General features: G+C 36.9%; 14 protein-coding genes. 12 read left to right on the forward strand and 2 right to left on the reverse strand.

Annotated elements, in window-relative coordinates; all coding sequences use genetic code 11:
- The first annotated feature begins 71 nt into the window (after positions 1–71).
- The 3 genes from QA584_RS06465 to QA584_RS06475 all read left to right on the forward strand — a co-directional run bounded on the left by QA584_RS06465 (position 72) and on the right by QA584_RS06475 (position 4,913).
- Positions 72–755 carry an ABC transporter ATP-binding protein gene (locus QA584_RS06465; protein WP_278273693.1) on the forward strand — a complete coding sequence of 228 codons (684 nt, stop codon included), beginning with the start codon at positions 72–74 and terminating at the stop codon, positions 753–755.
- A complete protein-coding gene (locus QA584_RS06470; RefSeq protein WP_278273694.1) occupies positions 752–3,328 on the forward strand; it encodes an ABC transporter permease in 2,577 nt (858 codons plus the stop codon). The genes QA584_RS06465 and QA584_RS06470 overlap by 4 nt, the downstream gene beginning before the upstream one ends.
- 892 nt (positions 3,329–4,220) lie before the next feature.
- Complete coding sequence (locus QA584_RS06475; RefSeq protein ID WP_278273695.1) at positions 4,221–4,913, forward strand: aspartate/glutamate racemase family protein; 693 nt, start codon at positions 4,221–4,223, stop codon at positions 4,911–4,913.
- Here the strand turns inward: QA584_RS06475 and QA584_RS06480 are convergent, their stop codons facing one another.
- Both QA584_RS06480 and QA584_RS06485 read right to left on the reverse strand, forming a co-directional pair.
- A complete protein-coding gene (locus QA584_RS06480) occupies positions 4,914–5,615 on the reverse strand; it encodes an aspartate/glutamate racemase family protein (RefSeq protein WP_278273696.1) in 702 nt (233 codons plus the stop codon).
- Positions 5,616–5,726: 111 nt separating this feature from the next.
- Positions 5,727–5,987, reverse strand: a complete 261-nt coding sequence (locus tag QA584_RS06485) for a DUF6774 domain-containing protein (RefSeq protein WP_278273697.1) — start codon at positions 5,985–5,987, stop codon at positions 5,727–5,729.
- A 789-nt stretch (positions 5,988–6,776) separates the two neighbouring features.
- Here QA584_RS06485 and QA584_RS06490 point away from each other — a divergent pair.
- The 9 genes from QA584_RS06490 to QA584_RS06530 all read left to right on the forward strand — a co-directional run bounded on the left by QA584_RS06490 (position 6,777) and on the right by QA584_RS06530 (position 19,168).
- A complete protein-coding gene (locus QA584_RS06490; RefSeq protein WP_278273698.1) occupies positions 6,777–7,361 on the forward strand; it encodes a TetR/AcrR family transcriptional regulator in 585 nt (194 codons plus the stop codon).
- Positions 7,354–7,755, forward strand: coding sequence for a hypothetical protein (locus tag QA584_RS06495; protein WP_278273699.1), 402 nt, complete (start codon positions 7,354–7,356; stop codon positions 7,753–7,755). Before QA584_RS06490 ends, QA584_RS06495 begins: the two co-directional genes overlap by 8 nt.
- A gap of 542 nt (positions 7,756–8,297) precedes the next feature.
- Positions 8,298–8,867, forward strand: a complete 570-nt coding sequence (locus QA584_RS06500; protein WP_278273700.1) for an NUDIX hydrolase — start codon at positions 8,298–8,300, stop codon at positions 8,865–8,867.
- A gap of 280 nt (positions 8,868–9,147) precedes the next feature.
- Complete coding sequence (locus tag QA584_RS06505; RefSeq protein ID WP_278273701.1) at positions 9,148–9,381, forward strand: hypothetical protein; 234 nt, start codon at positions 9,148–9,150, stop codon at positions 9,379–9,381.
- 96 nt (positions 9,382–9,477) lie between these two features.
- Positions 9,478–10,725, forward strand: a complete 1,248-nt coding sequence (locus QA584_RS06510; protein ID WP_278273702.1) for an S-layer homology domain-containing protein — start codon at positions 9,478–9,480, stop codon at positions 10,723–10,725.
- Between the two features lie 9 nt (positions 10,726–10,734).
- Positions 10,735–14,010, forward strand: coding sequence for a DUF5704 domain-containing protein (locus QA584_RS06515; RefSeq protein WP_278273703.1), 3,276 nt, complete (start codon positions 10,735–10,737; stop codon positions 14,008–14,010).
- Between the two features lie 433 nt (positions 14,011–14,443).
- A complete protein-coding gene (locus QA584_RS06520; RefSeq protein WP_278273704.1) occupies positions 14,444–15,613 on the forward strand; it encodes an MFS transporter in 1,170 nt (389 codons plus the stop codon).
- 80 nt (positions 15,614–15,693) lie between these two features.
- Positions 15,694–16,266 (forward strand): dihydroxyacetone kinase transcriptional activator DhaS, encoded by a 573-nt coding sequence (dhaS, locus tag QA584_RS06525; RefSeq protein WP_278273705.1) that lies wholly within the window; start codon positions 15,694–15,696, stop codon positions 16,264–16,266.
- 601 nt (positions 16,267–16,867) lie between these two features.
- A complete protein-coding gene (locus tag QA584_RS06530) occupies positions 16,868–19,168 on the forward strand; it encodes a YhgE/Pip domain-containing protein (RefSeq protein ID WP_278273706.1) in 2,301 nt (766 codons plus the stop codon).
- Positions 19,169–19,422 lie beyond the last annotated feature (254 nt).

Raw genomic sequence — 19,422 nt, forward strand, 5'->3', positions numbered from 1 at the left:
CGGAGGATTATACTGATTAATATGTTCCACATACCAAATACGTGAAATAATCGTTAATCAGGAGGGCATTTATGCAAATATTAAAAGTAGAAAATCTTTCTAAAATTTACGGCAGCGGAGATACTGCAGTGAAAGCACTGGATAATATATCATTTTCAGTAGATAAAGGGGAATTCATTGCCATTATAGGACCTTCCGGTTCGGGTAAATCCACGCTGCTTCATATTCTGGGAGGGGTGGATATCCCCACCTCAGGGAAAGTAATTGTAGATAATACCGATGTATATGCCATGGACGAAACAGCCCTGGCAATCTTTCGAAGACGGCAGATCGGGCTTATCTATCAGTTTTATAATCTGATTCCCGTATTAAATGTAACAGAGAATATAACCCTTCCCCTGCTCCTTGACGGGCGTCAGGTAGATAAAGACAATTTCAATCACATGATAGAGGTATTAGGTCTTAGTGATAGACTAAGTCATCTGCCCAACCAACTCTCCGGGGGACAACAGCAAAGGGTGTCTATTGGCAGGGCACTGATTGGAAGTCCTGCTATTATACTGGCGGATGAGCCCACTGGTAATCTGGACACAAAGAACAGCGCTGAAATTCTGCAGCTTTTAAAATATTTTCATACGAATTTTCACCAAACGCTCATTGTGATTACCCATGACGAAAGCATTGCCTTGCAGGCAGACCGGATTATATCGATTGAAGATGGAAGAATTACCAGGAATGAGGTGATTCGAAGGTGAATATCGTTAATAAACTGACTCTTAGATACTTAAGTAAAAATAAAAACCGGACCCTGGTAACCATAATCGGAGTTATTATATCCGTGGCGATGATTAGTGCAACTTCTGCAATTGGAGGTTCCTTTACGGATATGCTAAGGCGTAGTGTCATCCTTACTACCGGTAATTGGCAGAGTGCCTTTATCGGGGTGTCTGGTTCTAAGCTTGAGGAAATTACGGCATCACCTTACATTAAGGATTCTCTTATAAGCCATACCGTTGGTTTTGGTCTACTCCCAGGTTCAAAAAACAGCCAGCGTCCTTACATCTATATTACCGAGTACAATTCCTTTGACTTATCCGCGATCACTTTAAAAGAAGGGCGCCTGCCTGAAAACAATACAGAACTGGTAATATCCTCTAAAATGCTTGACACATCCGGAGTCAGCTATAATATTGGTGATAAAGTTACCTTTGAGATGGGTGAGAGGACCTCAAAAGCCAATACCGACACGTTACTTGATAATACCTATACCTATGAGGAGGGAGAAGTATTTACGAAAACCGGCGAGAAACAATACACCATTACCGGTATTGTAGATGCCTCCAATAAGGAGAATCTTGCCAGGGCAGGCTACGTAGCCTTTGGGGGACTTTCTGAGGATGATATAAAAAATGACGAGCTGTATACAGTATATGGTGGCTTTCATACGGTAAATAAAGCATTTTATAAGAATTCAGAGAAAATAAAAACCGAGAGTAAAGCCCAGAAGGTTGAATATAATAAGGAACTGCTGTTTTATACAGGTATATCTGAGGATGATCAATTTATGTCCACTTTAAAATACGCTACCTTTATTGTTGGTTTTATTATTCTGCTGGGTTCGGTTTCTTTAATTTACAATGCATTTGCCATATCCTTATCGGAGCGCAGCCGTACTCTTGGAATGCTTGCCAGTGTAGGAGCAACCAAACAACAAAAAAGGAATTCCGTACTTTTTGAAGCCTTATTGATTGGCTGTATTGCGATACCCCTGGGACTGGCAGGCGGATATTTGGGGCTAGGGATAACCTTCTGGCTGTTAAACCCCATAATTCAGAATGTATTCATTGTAACAGTACCATTAAAATTAGTAATCGTCCCAATCGGCTTCATAGGTGCAATTTTATTTTCAGCCCTGCTTTTACTGATTTCAGCGTGGTTTCCGGCAATTCGTGCCTCTAAAATCAGTCCCATTGATGCCATCCGCCAGACCCAGGATGTAACGATTAAAGGGAAAAACATTAAGACCTTAGGAATTACCAGAAAGATCTTTGGATTTGAAGCGGATTTAGGTCTTAAAAATATAAAAAGAAATAAGCATAGGTATTATGCTACTTTATTTTCAATGATTATCAGTATTGTTTTATTTCTTACGGCTTCCGGATTTTCTGCATTTATTAATAAGTCCTTTACCATGTCAAATGTACCGATTAACTATGACCTTACCGTATCCGTCTACTCGGGTGACAAAGAAGAAGTAAACCGGTATCAGAAGGAATTATTAAAATTAAATCCTGCTGAAAGTAAAGTAGTGGCAAATTATGTTTATGGCAGCACCAATCTTTTAGAGAGCCAGGTCGGTGAGGAGGCTAAGAAAAGATTGGATTTACTTGAAAACGGCTATCAATTGGAGCTTGAAATCATATCCATGGATGATGATAGTTTAAAACAGTATGCCAAAGAAGCAGGGGTAGAGTATGAAGCACTTTTGTCGGATCGTCCTAAGGGAATACTTATTAATACTTTTAACTTAAAAGAAGGTCATAAATTTTCCACAGTATCCCAATTGCAGGTTAAAACAGGAGATGTTATTCCTTTTACCCTTATGGATGATGCCGGGAAGAGTGGTGAGACTATGATTGAAGTGGGAGCTATAACAGATAAAATTCCTCTGCCCATGGCAGGATACCAGGAATCCATGTATACTATTACCATGGTGGTTTCAGAACATAGCATGGAGTCCATAATTAATAATTTAGCCCAGAAAGGATACAAGATCTTTAAAAACTTAGTTATTTTTTATCAGACAGATTCTGCTGCGGTACTGGAAAAGGATATTGAATCAATTAAAACAAACTATCCGGGGCTTTCCAGCTACACCGATAATGTTATTTTGCAAAGGCAGAGACAGGAACGCTTATCCTTGATTTTTTCTGTATTTTTATACGGATTTGTAATCCTTATCGCTACCGTATGTACTGCTAATATTATTAATACCATATCCACCGGAATCCATATGAGAAAAAGGGAATTTGCCATGTTAAAATCTTATGGAATTACCCCTGGCGGGTTTGATAAGATGATACGGTATGAGAGTATTTTTTATGGTTTAAAATCCTTATTGTACGGCTTGCCCATTGGCTGCGCAATGATATATCTGGTTTATAAAGCCTTAGGCAGAAACTTTGATTTCTACTTTTTCCTGCCCTGGCAGAATATTCTTTTTGCTGTTTTAAGCGTATTCCTTATCATTGGATCCACTATGGTTTATGCTGTGAGGAAGACGAAAAAGGATAATATAATTGATACTTTAAAGAATGAAAATTTATGATAGAGGTCAAGTTGATTATATTATTGGAGTAAATGGGAGTATTCTCTAGGGGTATGGGGATTATGCTAGAGTATGCTATTGTAGCATAATGATTACGGAAAAAATTATATGTGATTGTAACTTTTTATTTAACTTTGCTTAATTATGATGGAAGAATGATGTGTGAATACCATAATGGTAACATGGGTATTGTTAGATATCTTCAAATATTTCATCATAATTTAGCAAAGGAGATTTAAAACAAGGAAGAAAAGATAGTATCCCTATTCCGGACTCCAAAGAGGAATATGCCAAGGCCAGCAATCACTCGTTAAACAGCGGAACAAAATCCGTTACTATTTATCGTGATAACAAAAACCAGGCGGTGCGTGGTACTTATTTTATAGAAAGCGCTAAGGCAGTAATTGAATCAAATCAATCGTTTTCAATTGCCTCCATAAAGGCGGAATATAAGAAACTGGAATGTAAGAAACCGAAATGGAAAAAAGCAGGAACGATAAAAGATCTCTAGAAAAACATCGGGAAAGATTTTGAAAAGGTAAAAGGAAAAGGTGTTGATTTATTAGAGTATGCCTAAATTAATAAAAAAATGGTCTGCCTGTTAAAACCGAATTATTTAGATTAGAAAATGGAAAAAAGTATTGCAAAGTACTGTCTTGTTGGAATATGATTATATTGACTATAAGGAGTCCATATTTGATATCGTTGGGGTTAGTATGAAAAAAACAAACGGAGGGATCCAACGGAACCAGCGGATGGGGATAAATTAAATATACATACAATATCCTTAATATCTTATAATCTGGCAAATATAAAATTTTAACATATCAATTGGAGAGCTATATCTCTAAGCTCTGATGATAGCTGGATGATATACGCGAAAGGGGATATCATGAAAACAATCGGATTAATCGGAGGAATGAGTTGGGAAAGTACCGTAACTTATTATCAGATCATCAATAAGACTATAAAAGAACAACTTGGAGGATTTCATTCTGCCAAATGTATCTTATACAGTGTGGATTTTCATGAAATTGAAGCGCTGCAAACTGCCGGTGAGTGGGAAAAAAGCGGAGATATTATGGTTCAGGCTGCTTTAAGCCTTGAGAGGGCTGGAGCCGATTTTATTGTGATTTGTACCAACACCATGCATAAGGTAGTCGGACAGATGGAAAAAGAAATTCATATACCGGTTTTACATATTGCAGAAGCTACTGCAGAGGTTTTAATAAGTAATAGGATTAATAAAGCAGCATTATTAGGCACAAAGTATACCATGGAACAGGATTTTTATAAATCCAGACTGACAGCTAAGGGAATCGAAGTGGTAATACCTGATTCACAGGGAATTGAGTTTGTGAATAATACAATTTATAAGGAATTATGCCTTGGCATCCTGTCTGAGTCATCCAGAACAAAACTGTTAAATCTGATCGATTCTATTGCAGCCCAGGGTGCCCAGGGAGTAATCCTTGGCTGTACAGAAATTGGGCTGCTTATTCATCAAAAAGATACGAAAGTACCACTATTTGATACAACCTTGATTCATGCTCAAAAGGCAGCACGGAATTCAATCGGTATATAATTATACTTTCATTTGGTCTATATATTTTCTTACGACCGCTTCTGCCAGACACTGGGAGGAATCGATAAATAGAACCGATTCGTTGGTTTTCGTTAATACTGCATTTAAATCTGTACAGGCAATTACAATGCTATTAATGGATTCCTTCCTGATTTCTCCCATAAGGTTATTCCAGAGAAGGAGATTATCCTGAGCTTGTTTGTCTGACTTTATACTTTTAATAAGATTATTAATTATTATCTGCCATTCTGTTTTAAATACAAAATCATGACCGGCATTTTCAATATCTCTTTGATAAATTCCCGATTCAAAGGTGGAACTTGTTGCAAAGAGCGTTACTCTTTGCGGCTCTTTTGGTAGTTTTTTGGTGGTTTCTTTTACGATGTTAAGCAAAGGGATAGTGACTGCTTCTTCTAATTCATTAAAATATATATGTGCAGAATTGCAGGGCATGGCAATAAAACTTACGCCGGTGGACTCAAGTTTTTTAAGACCGTTTAGGATGGTTTTTTTCATTGTGTCATGGTTGATGGGACGGTCGATATAAAATGGTGTAGGCAGTGAATAAATCATCATCTGCGGAAAATCCTCATCGTATACTGCACCATAGAGCAACTGACATTCATCCACCACTGAGTCAATAAAAGGAGCTGCTGATCTTGGTCCCATTCCGGCTAAAATGCCTATCATACAAGGATGCATTAATGATTTCTCCTTTTTTATAGAGTATATTTATATAATATATTTATAGAGTGTATTTATAAATTATAAAGGAAAAGAGATTTAATGGCAAGAATGGAATAAAATTATGTGTTAATCATCTGTATCATTGCAACAATTCTTCTGGCTATTTTTGGAATTGTTTTTCCTTGAATTCTGATCATTATTAGAATTATCATTATCTTTAACAGAACATTTCTGTTCATTCAAATTTTCCTGCGCCACAATTGTTCCAAGAGTATCTCCAAGCTGGTTGAAAGCGGATGATAATACAGCTATTTCTTCTTCAGAACAATTATTCGCTATGGCGCAGGCAATTGCTGTTATAGTAGCAACGAGTTCACATGACTGCATAATTAACCCCCAATGTAAATCACAAGTTTATGTGCGATACTGCCACAGAATAAATGTGAAAGAATCTAAATACTTGTGGAGATGCTTTTCTTTACAATTTTCACCTTGTTAAAATATATGCAGGCCGCATAAAATATTGCTTGTTGCCTGCAAAGGAATCTGGAATTTTGGAATCTTTTTCTGATATATTAAAGACAATCATAAAGTATAGCTGGAATCAATTTAATATGGAACTATACCAGAGCATTTAGTAACTATCATGGAGTATTACCTTCTATTTCTAGGTGCAGCTATAGGAGGACAATGGGGACTCAGAGAAAATGAATTACTTTCCGTTGCTGTGAAGTATGTTAATTCCATCTATGGAAAGATCCTACCGGTACCATAAGGAATAGAAGAATTGTTTCCAAATGATGTACCTTGCATTAAATGGATTACAGTGTTTCTAGTCTGCCGCGTATTTATATGGTTTACATCATTCCTGAATGATTTCGATTTTACATCTTGTGTCTGTTCTTCATAAATGTTATAATAATGTGTAGTTATTATATTTATATCTTGATTTTGAAAAGAAACTGAAAGTGAGAATATAAAAGTCCTTTCATTCTCAAGTATTAACTTTTCTAAATGTTAGAACAATTCTGTAGTATTAATCGTAGTATTAAATCCTATTTATATCAGATAAGATAAAACCCTAATATTGGTTTACAAGCATTAATAAATGTGATAAAATAACAATGTTATATAACAATGTTATTTATAATACAATTAACAATCAGGAGATTATCCATGCCACCAAAATCAAAAATTTCAAAGGAACAGATTATAGAACAGGCTTTTATAATGTTAAAAAAAGAGGGATATTCCTCCATTACAACAAGAAGACTTGCAGATTCCCTGCAGTGTTCTACTCAGCCTATTTATCATCTTTTTGCTAATATGGAAGATTTAAAAAAAGAGCTTTATAAAAAAGCCTGTGTATACTTTACGGAGCAGATAAAAAACAGTCTCAAGAAAGATACTCAGGAATTCCTGGGTATGGGGCTGGCCTATGTGAAAAAAGCAAAAGAGGAGAACCATATTTTCCGGTTTTTATATATGGAGAATAACTATTCCCTTACCGATATCCGGCAGCTGGTTGAATCAGCAGACGAATCAGTGGTGACGAAAGGGGCAGTGGGAATGAGCGGATTAGAAGAAATGGAGGAAAACAAATGGTCTGAACTATTTATGATGGTTTGGATTTTTACTCATGGCATAGCCTCGATAACATCTAATAATCAAGTGGAAATGAGTGAGGAGCAATTAAGAGATATTTTAATCAAAGCCTATAAAGCGTTTGCTTTATTAGAGAAGGAGGAACCAGATGCTTAAAAAATCACCCAGCGGCAGCCTGTGCCCATACTATTATATGGGAGGGGAGCTGCATCCGCTAAAGTATGGCAGTTTTTTTAAGGATAAAAACAGGTTGTTTAAGATAATGGAAGAAGAGGAAGCCTTTATATTAAATGCTCCTGGAGAAAACAACCGTAGAATCTGGATTGATTTGTATGAAACAACTATTGATAACGAAGTAATAGAAAAATTAGCAGCTCATATTTTACGAATTCAGAATAAAATATTTAAAGTATGTTTTGTCGGCTGTGGCTTTTTTACAAAGCAGAAAATAAGGAAAGCAATGGCATATATAAAACTGGACCTGGCAGATCAGGTCAGATTTTTCTCGGATCCGGAGACTGCAAAAATGTGGCTTGTTGGTAAATATTAAAGATAGGGGAAGTCACAGTTAAGGAACTTGTAGAGGAACTAAAAGAAGCAATGTTAATAAAACTGCAATCAGGTTTTTCCTGTAAAATACAACTTAAAGAAACTGGGGAAGTATATTATTGCATACATGATGAGCAGGTTATTACCCTACAGATATCAGATAAAGATGAGTATGAAATTAATACGCATTACCTATCTTGCCAAGCTGGAACAGCAGCCAACTTATGGAAAATACATAATTACCGATATTATCTTTATACCCCTGTGGCACCCAATGCAAAGTACATGTTTGGATGGTGACTCTTAAAGAATAACACCATGCAGTGATGCATGTATGGGAAAACCATCAAAATAGTAAAGAGTTAGAATTTTCATAGTGTTATGAAATATATAAGAAAACTGTGATTAAATGAAATTGATAATTGGAGAAATTTACATTATTATATAAATGAGTATATGTATCAGCATTTGTTACAGAATAACTTTATAAACAATAAAAACACATAAAAACACATAAAAGCAAACGTTTTTGGGAGGAATTTAATGAATCAATTGTGCGAACAGATAAAGCAGTATAGACCTTATAATGAACAGGAGTCAGTGGATCAGAGATTGATTCTTAAGTATATGAAGCTATTTGACAATATACTGGTAAGGGACAATGAAATATGTCATATGACTGCTTCTTCCTGGATTGTGAATCAGGACAGGAAAAAGATTCTAATGATTTACCATAACATATATGATAGCTGGGCCTGGACAGGCGGACATGCCGATGGGGAAGCTGATCTCTTATCCGTGGCACTTCGCGAAGCCAGGGAAGAAACAGGGATTCAAAGGATTAAACCAGTGCTAAAGGATATCTTTTCCCTGGAAGTGCTATGCGTCAACGGACATATAAAAAGAGGAAACTATGTCTCTTCCCACCTACACTTTAATGTTACGTATTTACTGGAAGCAGATGATACGGAAAATATAAGGATAAAAGCAGATGAGAACAGCGGTGTAAAATGGGTGGAACTTGATAAAACCATAGACATGTGCAGTGAAATATGGATGAGAGGGATTTATCAAAAATTGAATGACAAACTGGGCGAGATTAATCAGGTTTGATGTAGTAATTCGTAAGTATAAATGAAAAATATATCATACAACTGATACGAACTTCAAAGTTTCAGTTTATACCTGATAAGATTTCGTTAAAATTCGTATCAGTTGCATGGTATATTGATGCAATATCAGAGTAACGATTATCATGAGAAAAATTTATATGAAAGGGGAGTTTATATATGGTCGTTAATAATCCTATCATTTATGGTTGGTTGGAAGATGAAAGCTTGTAGTTTAGAAGACAGAGGCATGTGGAAGATAGAAGCATGTAGAAGACAGAAGCATGTGGAAGACAGAAGCATGTGGAAGACAGAAGCATGTAGAAGACAGAAGCATGTGGAAGACAGAAGCATGTAGAAGCTTGAAGCATGTAGAAGACAGAAGTAGTGGAAGACAGAAGCATGTAGAAGACAGAAGCTTTGCAGAAGACAGAAGTTTTGGAGAACATAAAAACTTTATGGAAGACAAAGCATTAGAGAATACAATGGTATTAGAGACGATTTTATGGTCAAGGTAAAAAAGTTGTACTTTGGATTTTATAGTCAAAATCGTATTTACTAAAAATAAGTTTTAGGGGTCTTTAAAGTATAAAATTAAGGGAGATTATTACATTATGATGAAAAACTTGAAAAACAAAGGATTAAGCCTGTTACTGGCAATGGTAGTCTTAGTAACAACAATACTATCACCTGCCCAAATTGGTGCCGAAGCTGCAACAAGCAGTAAGATAAAGCTCTATAACTTTATTAAATTAACCGTACAGGCAACGGGCCTGCAGGTGGAGACCACTTACTTAAATGCGGCTTTAAAAGCCGGAATTGTAAAAGTAGGAGATTTCTCGGATTACAGTAAATATACAACCAGGACAGACGCAGCCGTGATACTGAACCGGGCAGACGAATATCTCCATGGAGATAAAGTAGATGCAGATTTACTATCTTTAATCTTAAGCAGCCGTATTTCAGATATTAAAAAGATAAATGCTGATAAGAGAGAAGCCGTAGCTAAAATCTATGCAAAAGGCTTTATAAAAGGGTACAGTAACGGTTATTACATAAAAAGCAGAGAATTTAGGGGAAGTGAATACATGACCACCGGCGGAGCAAAAAGCATTGTGAGCATGTTAAAGGATACTAAGAAAAGGGCAAAATTAAGTCCGGATGGTCAGTTAATCAGGACAACCAACTTACCTAAAAATGCGAGTAAGTATGAGTATATTCTGGAGACGTATCCAAATTCTTTTTATGAGATGAAATTTATGTACCAGCGTGCAAAGTATTCATTTGATCCAGTTGAAGGAAAGGACTATGCAAGTCCCGTTAAAGTAGGCTCTTCTATGGTGGGGTGGTTAGAAACAGATTCAAATGGAAAATGTGTTTACGTAGATGATTGGATGAAAAAAGTGGAATTAAATTTAAAGACTAGGTTAAATGTAGATTACCGAACTGTTGATACTACCTGGTTAAATAATTTAAGAAGTACCTATTATGTTTTTGGTAAATCTGAACTTAACAAGGATACAACAGATGATATCAAAGAATATATCCAGATAGTAAAGAAAAATAAAATAGTGATTAAAAGCTCTGTTATTTCAGTTGAACCATCAACTTTATATCTTGATGCTAGTTATAGAGTTCGAGTGTATGTTAAATTTAAGATTTCTTTTGCTGGAGATAAGATGGCGCAAGAAGATTTGTTTTTTGGACGCATTATGCAGATGTATAACCTAAAGAAAGATAAGTGGTTTACCGGGATATATGATATAGAGGTTGGAACAAGAAATGGTAGCAGTGACGGAAGTGATTTTGCTGTATCGGATGATTCTTTTAATGATTATTTTTATAAGGGAGAAAATAAATAAGGAGAGTTAATGGTCAAAAGAAAAAGTCTTAGAAGATTAGTTACAGTAATAATAATGTTTTCAATTTTGATGCCAGGAAAATATGTGCAGGCGGATGAGAAACCGAATGTTAAGATAACTGATGGCGAATTAAAGTTTACAACCATAGATAAAAAAGCATCAACTACAATCAGATGGAAAACGGTTGGTTTTACAATATGTAAGCAGAATACAAGAGGGTATCCCAGACAGGATACAGACGGAAATACCAAGACAAAAGATTATGCGACAATAAAGCTAGATGATGATGATAAAAGAGAAGTAGATATTGGAGATGGAAAGGTAGAAGTAACCTTTTGGGTCAATGAAGAGGCTATAAATGCGGCTTTAGACAAAACCAGTTTGGGGAGTATAAAAGATGGTGATACCATTTATCTGAACGGTATTTTTCATGTGCTACGTGGTGATAAAGAAGAAAAAACCGATTATTATGACTGGAAAGGTGAACACGGGATTGCTGATGCTTTACTTCCAGTGACATGGGCAGGTGGTGCTTCAGATTTTCAAGACCATTTTAATATCCCAGTTGAATATAATACGACAAAGAAATATCCAATTACCATTGAACGTTGGTTATATCATTCTACCGGAAATGTGAAATACAATTATACTGATTATACCCCACAAAAAAAGAACACAGATTTTAGCACCAATAATTCTAAGATACAGACCTCGATAAGCGAAAGTGGTGAAACCTATTACCTTTACCGGGTATATTACATAAACTTAAGTGACTCAAAGAAAAAACTAGGTAATAAAAAAATAGAAACCAATCCTTATGTATCGGAATCGGCATATCATAGTGATGTTGCTAAATTGCAAAATGAGACCTATAAGGTTCCCTGGCAAGGACTAAAGATTGTTGCCCTGTATCGGAAATTTGTGGAACCAGGAGAAACAGAGGTAGCAGATGAAAAACAACGTGATTTCGAAGAATATGACCCCACTGCCGTTTTACAGGCGGACAGCCGTGGAAATGAAGCGTATGATGTATTAGAGGGTATCCCAGGGACGGAAGCCCTATATGCAAATGCTTTTACAAATGAGTATTTATCTGCATATAGATTTGTAAAATCTGCCGGTAAAAAAATGTACCAGGTGAATGTAACAAAAAACTATCGGCTGGAATGGGTTGAAACCATCACAGATACAGATGTGCTTGGAAACACAACAACAATAACGATACCACATTCCCAAGCCGTACCGGTTACGAAAACGTATTACGTACAAAGACCATATTCTTACTGGAGCATTGACTCCCTGGCTGTATATGGAATCGATAAAGCGGTCATAGCTAATGAATGCCTTCCTGGAGGAAGTGTCACACTGACGCCCTCCGGATATTCATCTCCCACAGTAAGTTATACACATAAGGACAAAGAAGAAGACCATATCACGGAGCCAGTTGCTCCGGGACAGTTAGTAAATGTTACAATACCAGGTGTCCAAACCATAAATGGAGGTTCATCACAGCCTGGTATTCCAGAGGAAAGTTTCCAATCCAATGCAGAAGAGAAAGTTGGAAAAATTAAATGTAAGAATGACAAATTGATCTTCAAAGGTGTAACCATAATGTCCGATGAACAAAAAGAAGATGAAACAGCAGAACCAGACGTAATTCCTGAAAGTACACAGATCGGACAAAATGTATTATACCAATCCGGACTTGTTATACCTGCGGTGACTGCAAATGCAGAATATGAAACAGAGGGAACGGTAATCTATAAGCCAATTGTAGAGTTTAATCAGGATACGGATACCGAATATGATATTGAGGATATCAACAGTGTTGTGGTACATACTCCTACCGTCTGTGATGCACAGGTGCAGACTAATATCCAGGACAACCAGATGATAAATCCGGATAAAGGCCTTGCATCCATGGTACTTGACCGGTCTTTTATGGTGAAAATCCCAACAGAAGGAAACCACAGAGATATCTTAGGGTATGGTTATAAAGATTATGCTAAGTATATTGCAAACCGGCAGGTGAAATTCCCATTTGATGTATACAGCGGAAACTCAACAAATGGTATGTTCATTCCAGCAGGGAATTGGATTAATGTATCAAGAGAAGAAACCCAGTTCTACCTTCCTACCTGGGTGCAAGAAGGAAAATATATGGTAAATTTCCAGAGTATAGCCATCAATTCAGATGCCAATAACGGCAGATCCCAGACAGAGACCATGGCGAACCTGGATTTAAGCAACTATGTTGCTACAGATACCGTTATGGTAGAAGTCTCCGGACGGATTTATGGACTGAATTTATATGACATTTCCGATTATCCAATCTGGGAAAAGGTCTTTCGGTCACTTGGTTCTTTAAAATTATCCGGGTTTAAGTACACGGTCGGAACAAAGGATCAGAACGGAAACAGCAATGGGCAGGATGGTAAATACACTCTGGCACTTGTGAACGGCAGCCATCCAGATTACAACAATATCGGAGCAATAAAGACCGGCTATGTGACCAGGTTTTCCCTAAAGACGGTAGGAACTATGAACGGAGAAAAAGATTATATCCGGATTAAGCCAACCTTCTATTATGTAGACAGCACCGGCAAGAACCGGAAGGAAGTGGATCTTTATTATTCTGAAACCATAAATGGACAAAGAAAACAAATGGTAAAAATGGGCAGTGACCTTGATTTAACAAACAGAAAAGCATTACGAACCGGAGATTCGTATCTGACAATTCCGGAGGGAGCTTTAAAACAGACGGCTAACTATCAGGAGATTTCCCTAAAAGACTGGAAAGCTCAAATGAAAGACATTTATACATTTACGAACATTATGTTACCAGGAAGTCTACGTACCTTTGTTGGGTATGTTGCCAATGTACCAACCGGAGTATCGGAACAGCAGATTGCTGAGAGTGTACAGGACTGGTATGGAGAATATTATCTTCCAAGTGAGATTCACGTTGCACCAAAAGGGGTTGACATCTTAGAATATGTGAAGAATAATGGTAGTATAAATTATAAAGAACCATTTTGGTTAAAAGAAGGATATGTCATAGTTAATTTCCAGATAGAAACGTTGCAAAACGGAGTAACGCATTTAAGTTATATTAATGCAGATAATGCAAAATCCGGATATTGTAATATGTGGAAACGGGAAGGATATCAATATAAAAAGGTTGATTATCAGGGGAATGAGTTCAACTTTATAGATGGTGATTATGTCTTATATTATGCTAATAAACCTGCTTCAAAAGATTACATTACCGCTGGTACCCACTAGATTATTAATAGGGGGGGTGACATCATGTCATCCCTCAAAGCTGAATAATGAAGAAATAGTTAAATAAAAAAATATCCTAAAGTACCAATAGCCTTATGTAGAAAAACCTATGTAGAGGATAGTCTAAAGAAGAAATTATCTTATGTAGAAATTATCTTTTGTAAAAATTGTTTAATGCAGAGATTGTATATGTAAAAATTGTCCTATGTAGAAATCATTTTATGCAGAAATCATCTATGCAGAAATCATCTATGCAGAGATTGTCTTATGCAGAGGTTGTCTTATGCAGAGATTGTTTATGCAGAGATTGTTTATATAGAGATTGTCTTATATTGATATTGGTTTTTGATGATATAGAATTATGCCGATAAGTGATTATCCAAAGTCCTATGGCAGATTAAAAATATTCATTTATGATAGGGAGAAAAAATTTATGGCGACATTATTGTTAGTTATTATTTATGTAGCTTTTATCAGCCTCGGGTTACCTGATTCCCTGCTTGGCTCAGCCTGGCCGGTCATGCATGGCGCCTTAGGAGTACCGGTATCCTTTGCTGGTATTTTAACTATGATTGTATCCGGAGGTACTATAATCTCAAGCCTATTCAGCGAAAGGCTGATTAGACGGTTTGGTACCGGGAAAATAACTGCAGTCAGCGTTTTCATGACAGCCTTTGCATTGTTTGGATTTTATTCCATTCCGAGTTTTATCTGGCTGTGTATCTTTGCAGTACCCATGGGGCTTGGTGCAGGTTCGGTAGATTCTGCCCTAAACAACTTTGTAGCTCTGCATTATAAGGCAAATCACATGAACTGGCTCCATTGCTTTTGGGGAATCGGTGCTACGGCTGGACCTTTTATTATGTCAATATTCTTAACCGGTCCGGGAAACTGGAATAGAGGTTATTTAACCATTTCTATTATTCAGATCTGCTTGGTAATCGTATTATTTCTGTCTCTGCCAATCTGGAGAACCTTTGAAAAAGAGAAAGCATCCGCGGAAGAAAAGACTAAGAATGCTACAGTTTTTCATTTGTTAAAGATGAAAGGGGCGAAACCAGCCTTGCTATCTTTCTTTTGTTATTGTGCAGTTGAGTCCACCACCGGCTTATGGGGAGGAACTTATCTGGTAGCCCATGTGGGTCTCTCTGCAGGTACTGCTGCAAAGTGGGTTTCATTCTTTTATTTTGGTATCACAGCAGGCAGATTCTTATCCGGTTTTCTTGCAATGAAAACAAATAATAAGACTTTAATCCGGCTGGGGCAGGTCATCTGTATTCTGGGTGGTTTCTTCTTATTTCTGCCCTTTTCAGATTACTGCAAACTGGCTGGATTTATTCTGATAGGTCTTGGGTGTGCACCTATATTCCCAAGCATGCTCCACGAAACACCAAGAAGATTCGGAAAGGAACTATCTCAGGCAGTGATGGGGATACAGATGGCTTTTGCCTATATTGGAAGTACTTTTATGCCACCCATTTTCGGATTTATGTCGGAAATAACAGGTATTGGTATACTTCCGGTCTTTTTAATACTATTTATCATGCTTATGATCGTAACCTCGGAAATAATTAATAAAGAATTACATCAGGAATTAGAATAGGTTTACCCTGGCACCGCTTCTATTTTCCCACATATCCGTAATATACTAAGACAGAAAAATATTACTTGGCAGGTGAATTTATGTCAGACTCTTTAATTACGAAACAGGCAATTGCCTCAGGGCTTAAATCTTTGATGAATCAAAAAGGTTTTGACAAGATAACCATATCGGACATAACAAAAAGCTGCGGGCTGAACCGACAGACTTTTTACTATCATTTTCAAGATAAATTTGAATTGCTCAACTGGATTTTTTACAATGAAGTAATCACGGTATTAACCGATGGGTTAAGCCTGGATAACTGGCAGGATAACCTTTTCCGGATGTTAAAAGTGATGGAAGATAACAAAGTATTCTATCAAAATGCGATTAACCAGTCCTTTCAAAATGAATTCTCGGAGTATTTAATCAATATAGCAGTGGAGCTTTTTTGTGACATCATAGACAACTTGGCGAAAGATAACCTTATGAAAGAGGAGGATAAAAAATTTATAGCCGAGTTTTATTCATTTGGAGTTGTAGGACTAATCGTAGCCTGGGCAAAAGGCGGAATGAGAAAATCCACTGAGGTTATGATAAGGCAGATAACCACCTTGGTGGAGGACAGCAAATCCTTTGCTGTAAAAAGGTATTTTCTAAAAAATTTGAGCTGATAGAAAAACCTGAGCTGAAAATTTGATCTGAAAAGATTTGAGCTGATTGAAAAACCTGAGCTGAAAATTTGATCTGAAAAGATTTGAGTTGATAGAAAACCTGAGCTGAAAATTTGAGCTGAAAAGATTTGAACTAATTGAAAAACTTGAACTGAAAAGATCTAAACAGATTGAGAAAGCCTGAACTAAACCATCTAAACTGATTGATTATTGGACTGAAAAAACTGAACTGAAAAACTGGACTGATAAAACTGGACTGAAAAAATCTGAACTGAAAAAATCTGAGCTGAAAAATTATAAAATGTGAAAATATATACTGAAAAAATCTGAACTAAAAAAAATCAAATCTAAATTGAAAAATCAAAATTGAAGTATCTAAACTGTTAAAAAAACCCTGATATTAAAGGATTCAAGACAGGAAAATCCCAGGGAAAAGCCCTTGGAAATATATAGCATTGCTTTAAAACCACAAATAAGCGAACTCTTTCGTTATACGACAATATCACGCATTTGTATAACTTTACGACAAACCGTCTTAAATGTATAAATACAAATGAAATTCTTTATGTTATACTCTCCCGTGAAAAAAGGAGATGATGACATGAAAGAGAAAACAAGACGTAAAAAAATAGCTCCGATTATTGTTATTATTGGAGTAATTATTATCCCTTTACTTTACAGTTACTTTTATCTGGGGGCATTCTGGGATCCCTATTCCAGTCTGGATACTCTGCCGGTAGCTGTAGTAAATGAAGATAAGGGTGCGGTAATTAATGATGAAGAACGTAATTTGGGAAAAGAAATGTGTGACGAACTTAAGGATGACGCTTCTCTTAAATTCATCTTTACCGATGCCAAAACTGCAAAGGATGGGACCGAAGGAAAGAAGTATTATGCTACCATTACCATACCAAGCAACTTTTCCGAATCTGTTGCATCGGCAGGCACCACCGAAAAACAAACAGCTGAAATCACGTTTTCCTCAAATGAAAAACGTAATTATCTGGCTTCCCAGATTTTAAATAATGCAGTTGCAAGTATTGAAAAATCTGTCAGAGCCAATATTAACGAAGAAATTGTAACTGAGTTATCCGGTCAGTTAACCAGTGTTCCGGATCAGCTTACCACTTTATCAGATGGATTAAATAAGTTGTATGACGGTTCTTCTGATTTGGCAGACGGTACCGGAGATCTAAAAGACGGAGCAAAAGACTTGCAATCCGGCAGCACTAAATTAGCAGATGGCACCGGACAGGTAAAGGAGGGAGCCAAAAGCTTACAAGACGGTATTGCCTCTTTAGCAGAAGGAGCAGATAAATTATCCTCTGGGAGTACGGAGCTAAAGAAGGGAACTAAGAGCTTTAAAAGTAAAATGCAGGAATTTACAGACGGAGCAGGTAAGGTTTCTACGGGCAGCAGGTCATTAAGTACCAATATGGCTGATCTGGATAAGGGCATTGCATCCCTCCTCTCAGGAGCTAAAGCATTAGATACCTCCACTGCAAACATAACGGAATTATCTACCGGAGCAAAGAACCTGGCAGCCGGCGCGTCTCAGTTAAATACGGGGCTGGTTACTTACGCAGGTGGTGTGGATACCCTGATTGGTAATGTAACAGATACGACTAATGCCCTGGCAGCCTATGCTAAGGCAACAGGAGATAAAACCATATCTGCTATGGTTGCCAAGTTAACAAGTACTGAAAATGTCACCCAGCTTGCCCAGTTAAAGGCTGCTTCTGAAAGCTTAAAAACAGCTTCTGCCCAAATTTCTGCAGGCGCTAAAACTTTATCTGAGGGTACAAATAATATCGGTCAATTAAAAACTGCCATCAGTCAGATAAAAAGCGGACTGGAAACAGCAAAAGCAGGTTCCGGTGCTCTTTCTGCCGGTTCTAAGACCTTAAGTGAGAGTATTGGTAAGTTAAATACAGGAGCGCAGCAGTTAAACAGTGCATCTGCTAAATTAAGTGCCGGAGCCGGAAGTCTTGATACCGGTATCAAGTCACTGCAAAGCGGCACCGATCAGTTAAGTACCGGAGCCGGAGCTTTATTAGACGGAGCCGTCAGTTTAGATAGCGGAGCCACTGCCTTAAAAGATGGCACAGATACCCTGGTAAACGGCGTTTCTGATTTGGATGACGGAGCTAAACAGATAAAAGACGGTCTTCAGACAGCAAAAGATGGTGTTGATGAGTCTCTTACCGAGGCGAACAATCAGATTAAAGCATTGGATGGTCTTAGTGAATATGCAAAAGCACCGGTGGAGATGGTAAAAGCTCCATATGCCCCGGTACCAAATTACGGTACTGCTTTCGCACCATATTTTATGTCCCTGTCCTTATGGGTTGGTGGTCTTATGATCTTCTTTGGAATTTATCTGGATGCTGATGAGAAGTTTAAAATACTATCAAGAAATTCTGATAATAAACTGGCTAGAACCTTTATTTATCTGGGTATTGGATTTTTACAAGCCTTAATACTAGTAATGGTACTATTATTTGGACTTGGATTAAAGGTAAATCATCTAGGAATGTTCTTTGGTTCCTGTATCCTGGTTTCCCTGGTATTTATTTCAATTATCCAGTTCTTTCTTATCTTCTTTAAAGATGTCGGTAAGTTCCTGTCATTACTTATGTTGATTTTGCAGTTGACCTCCTGCGGTGGTACGTTCCCTATGGAGACTGTGCCAAAATTATTTAATGACTTATATCCGTTTATGCCTATGACATATTCTGTAGGATTATTTAAAGAAGCAATAAGCGGTGTCGGTGATTCTTCCATAGCATGGCATAATGCAGGCATCTTAATTGTTATTCTGCTTGTTTTTCTTGGTATTACAATTGCGTTTTCAGGAGCAAGAAAAATAAAAGAAAGTCAGCTTGAGCAGGCAGAAGCTTAATAAGAATAATATATTATTTTTTAACCGCTCCAAGTTTTTTGGGGCGGTTATTTAAGTTTTGGGATTTCTTATGGATTTTCCTGGGTGTTATAATCAGTATAAAAATCAGTATAAAATTAGTATAAATAAAATCAGTATAAAAATTGGTATAAAAATCTTTATTAATCTGTAAAAATCTGTGTAAACCTATATAAACCCTGTATAAAATCTGTATATAAAACCGTTATATAAAGCCCTGTCATGCAGAAGACACA

The organism is Anaerocolumna sp. AGMB13025, from assembly GCF_029689925.1.
Classification (GTDB): domain Bacteria; phylum Bacillota; class Clostridia; order Lachnospirales; family Lachnospiraceae; genus Anaerocolumna.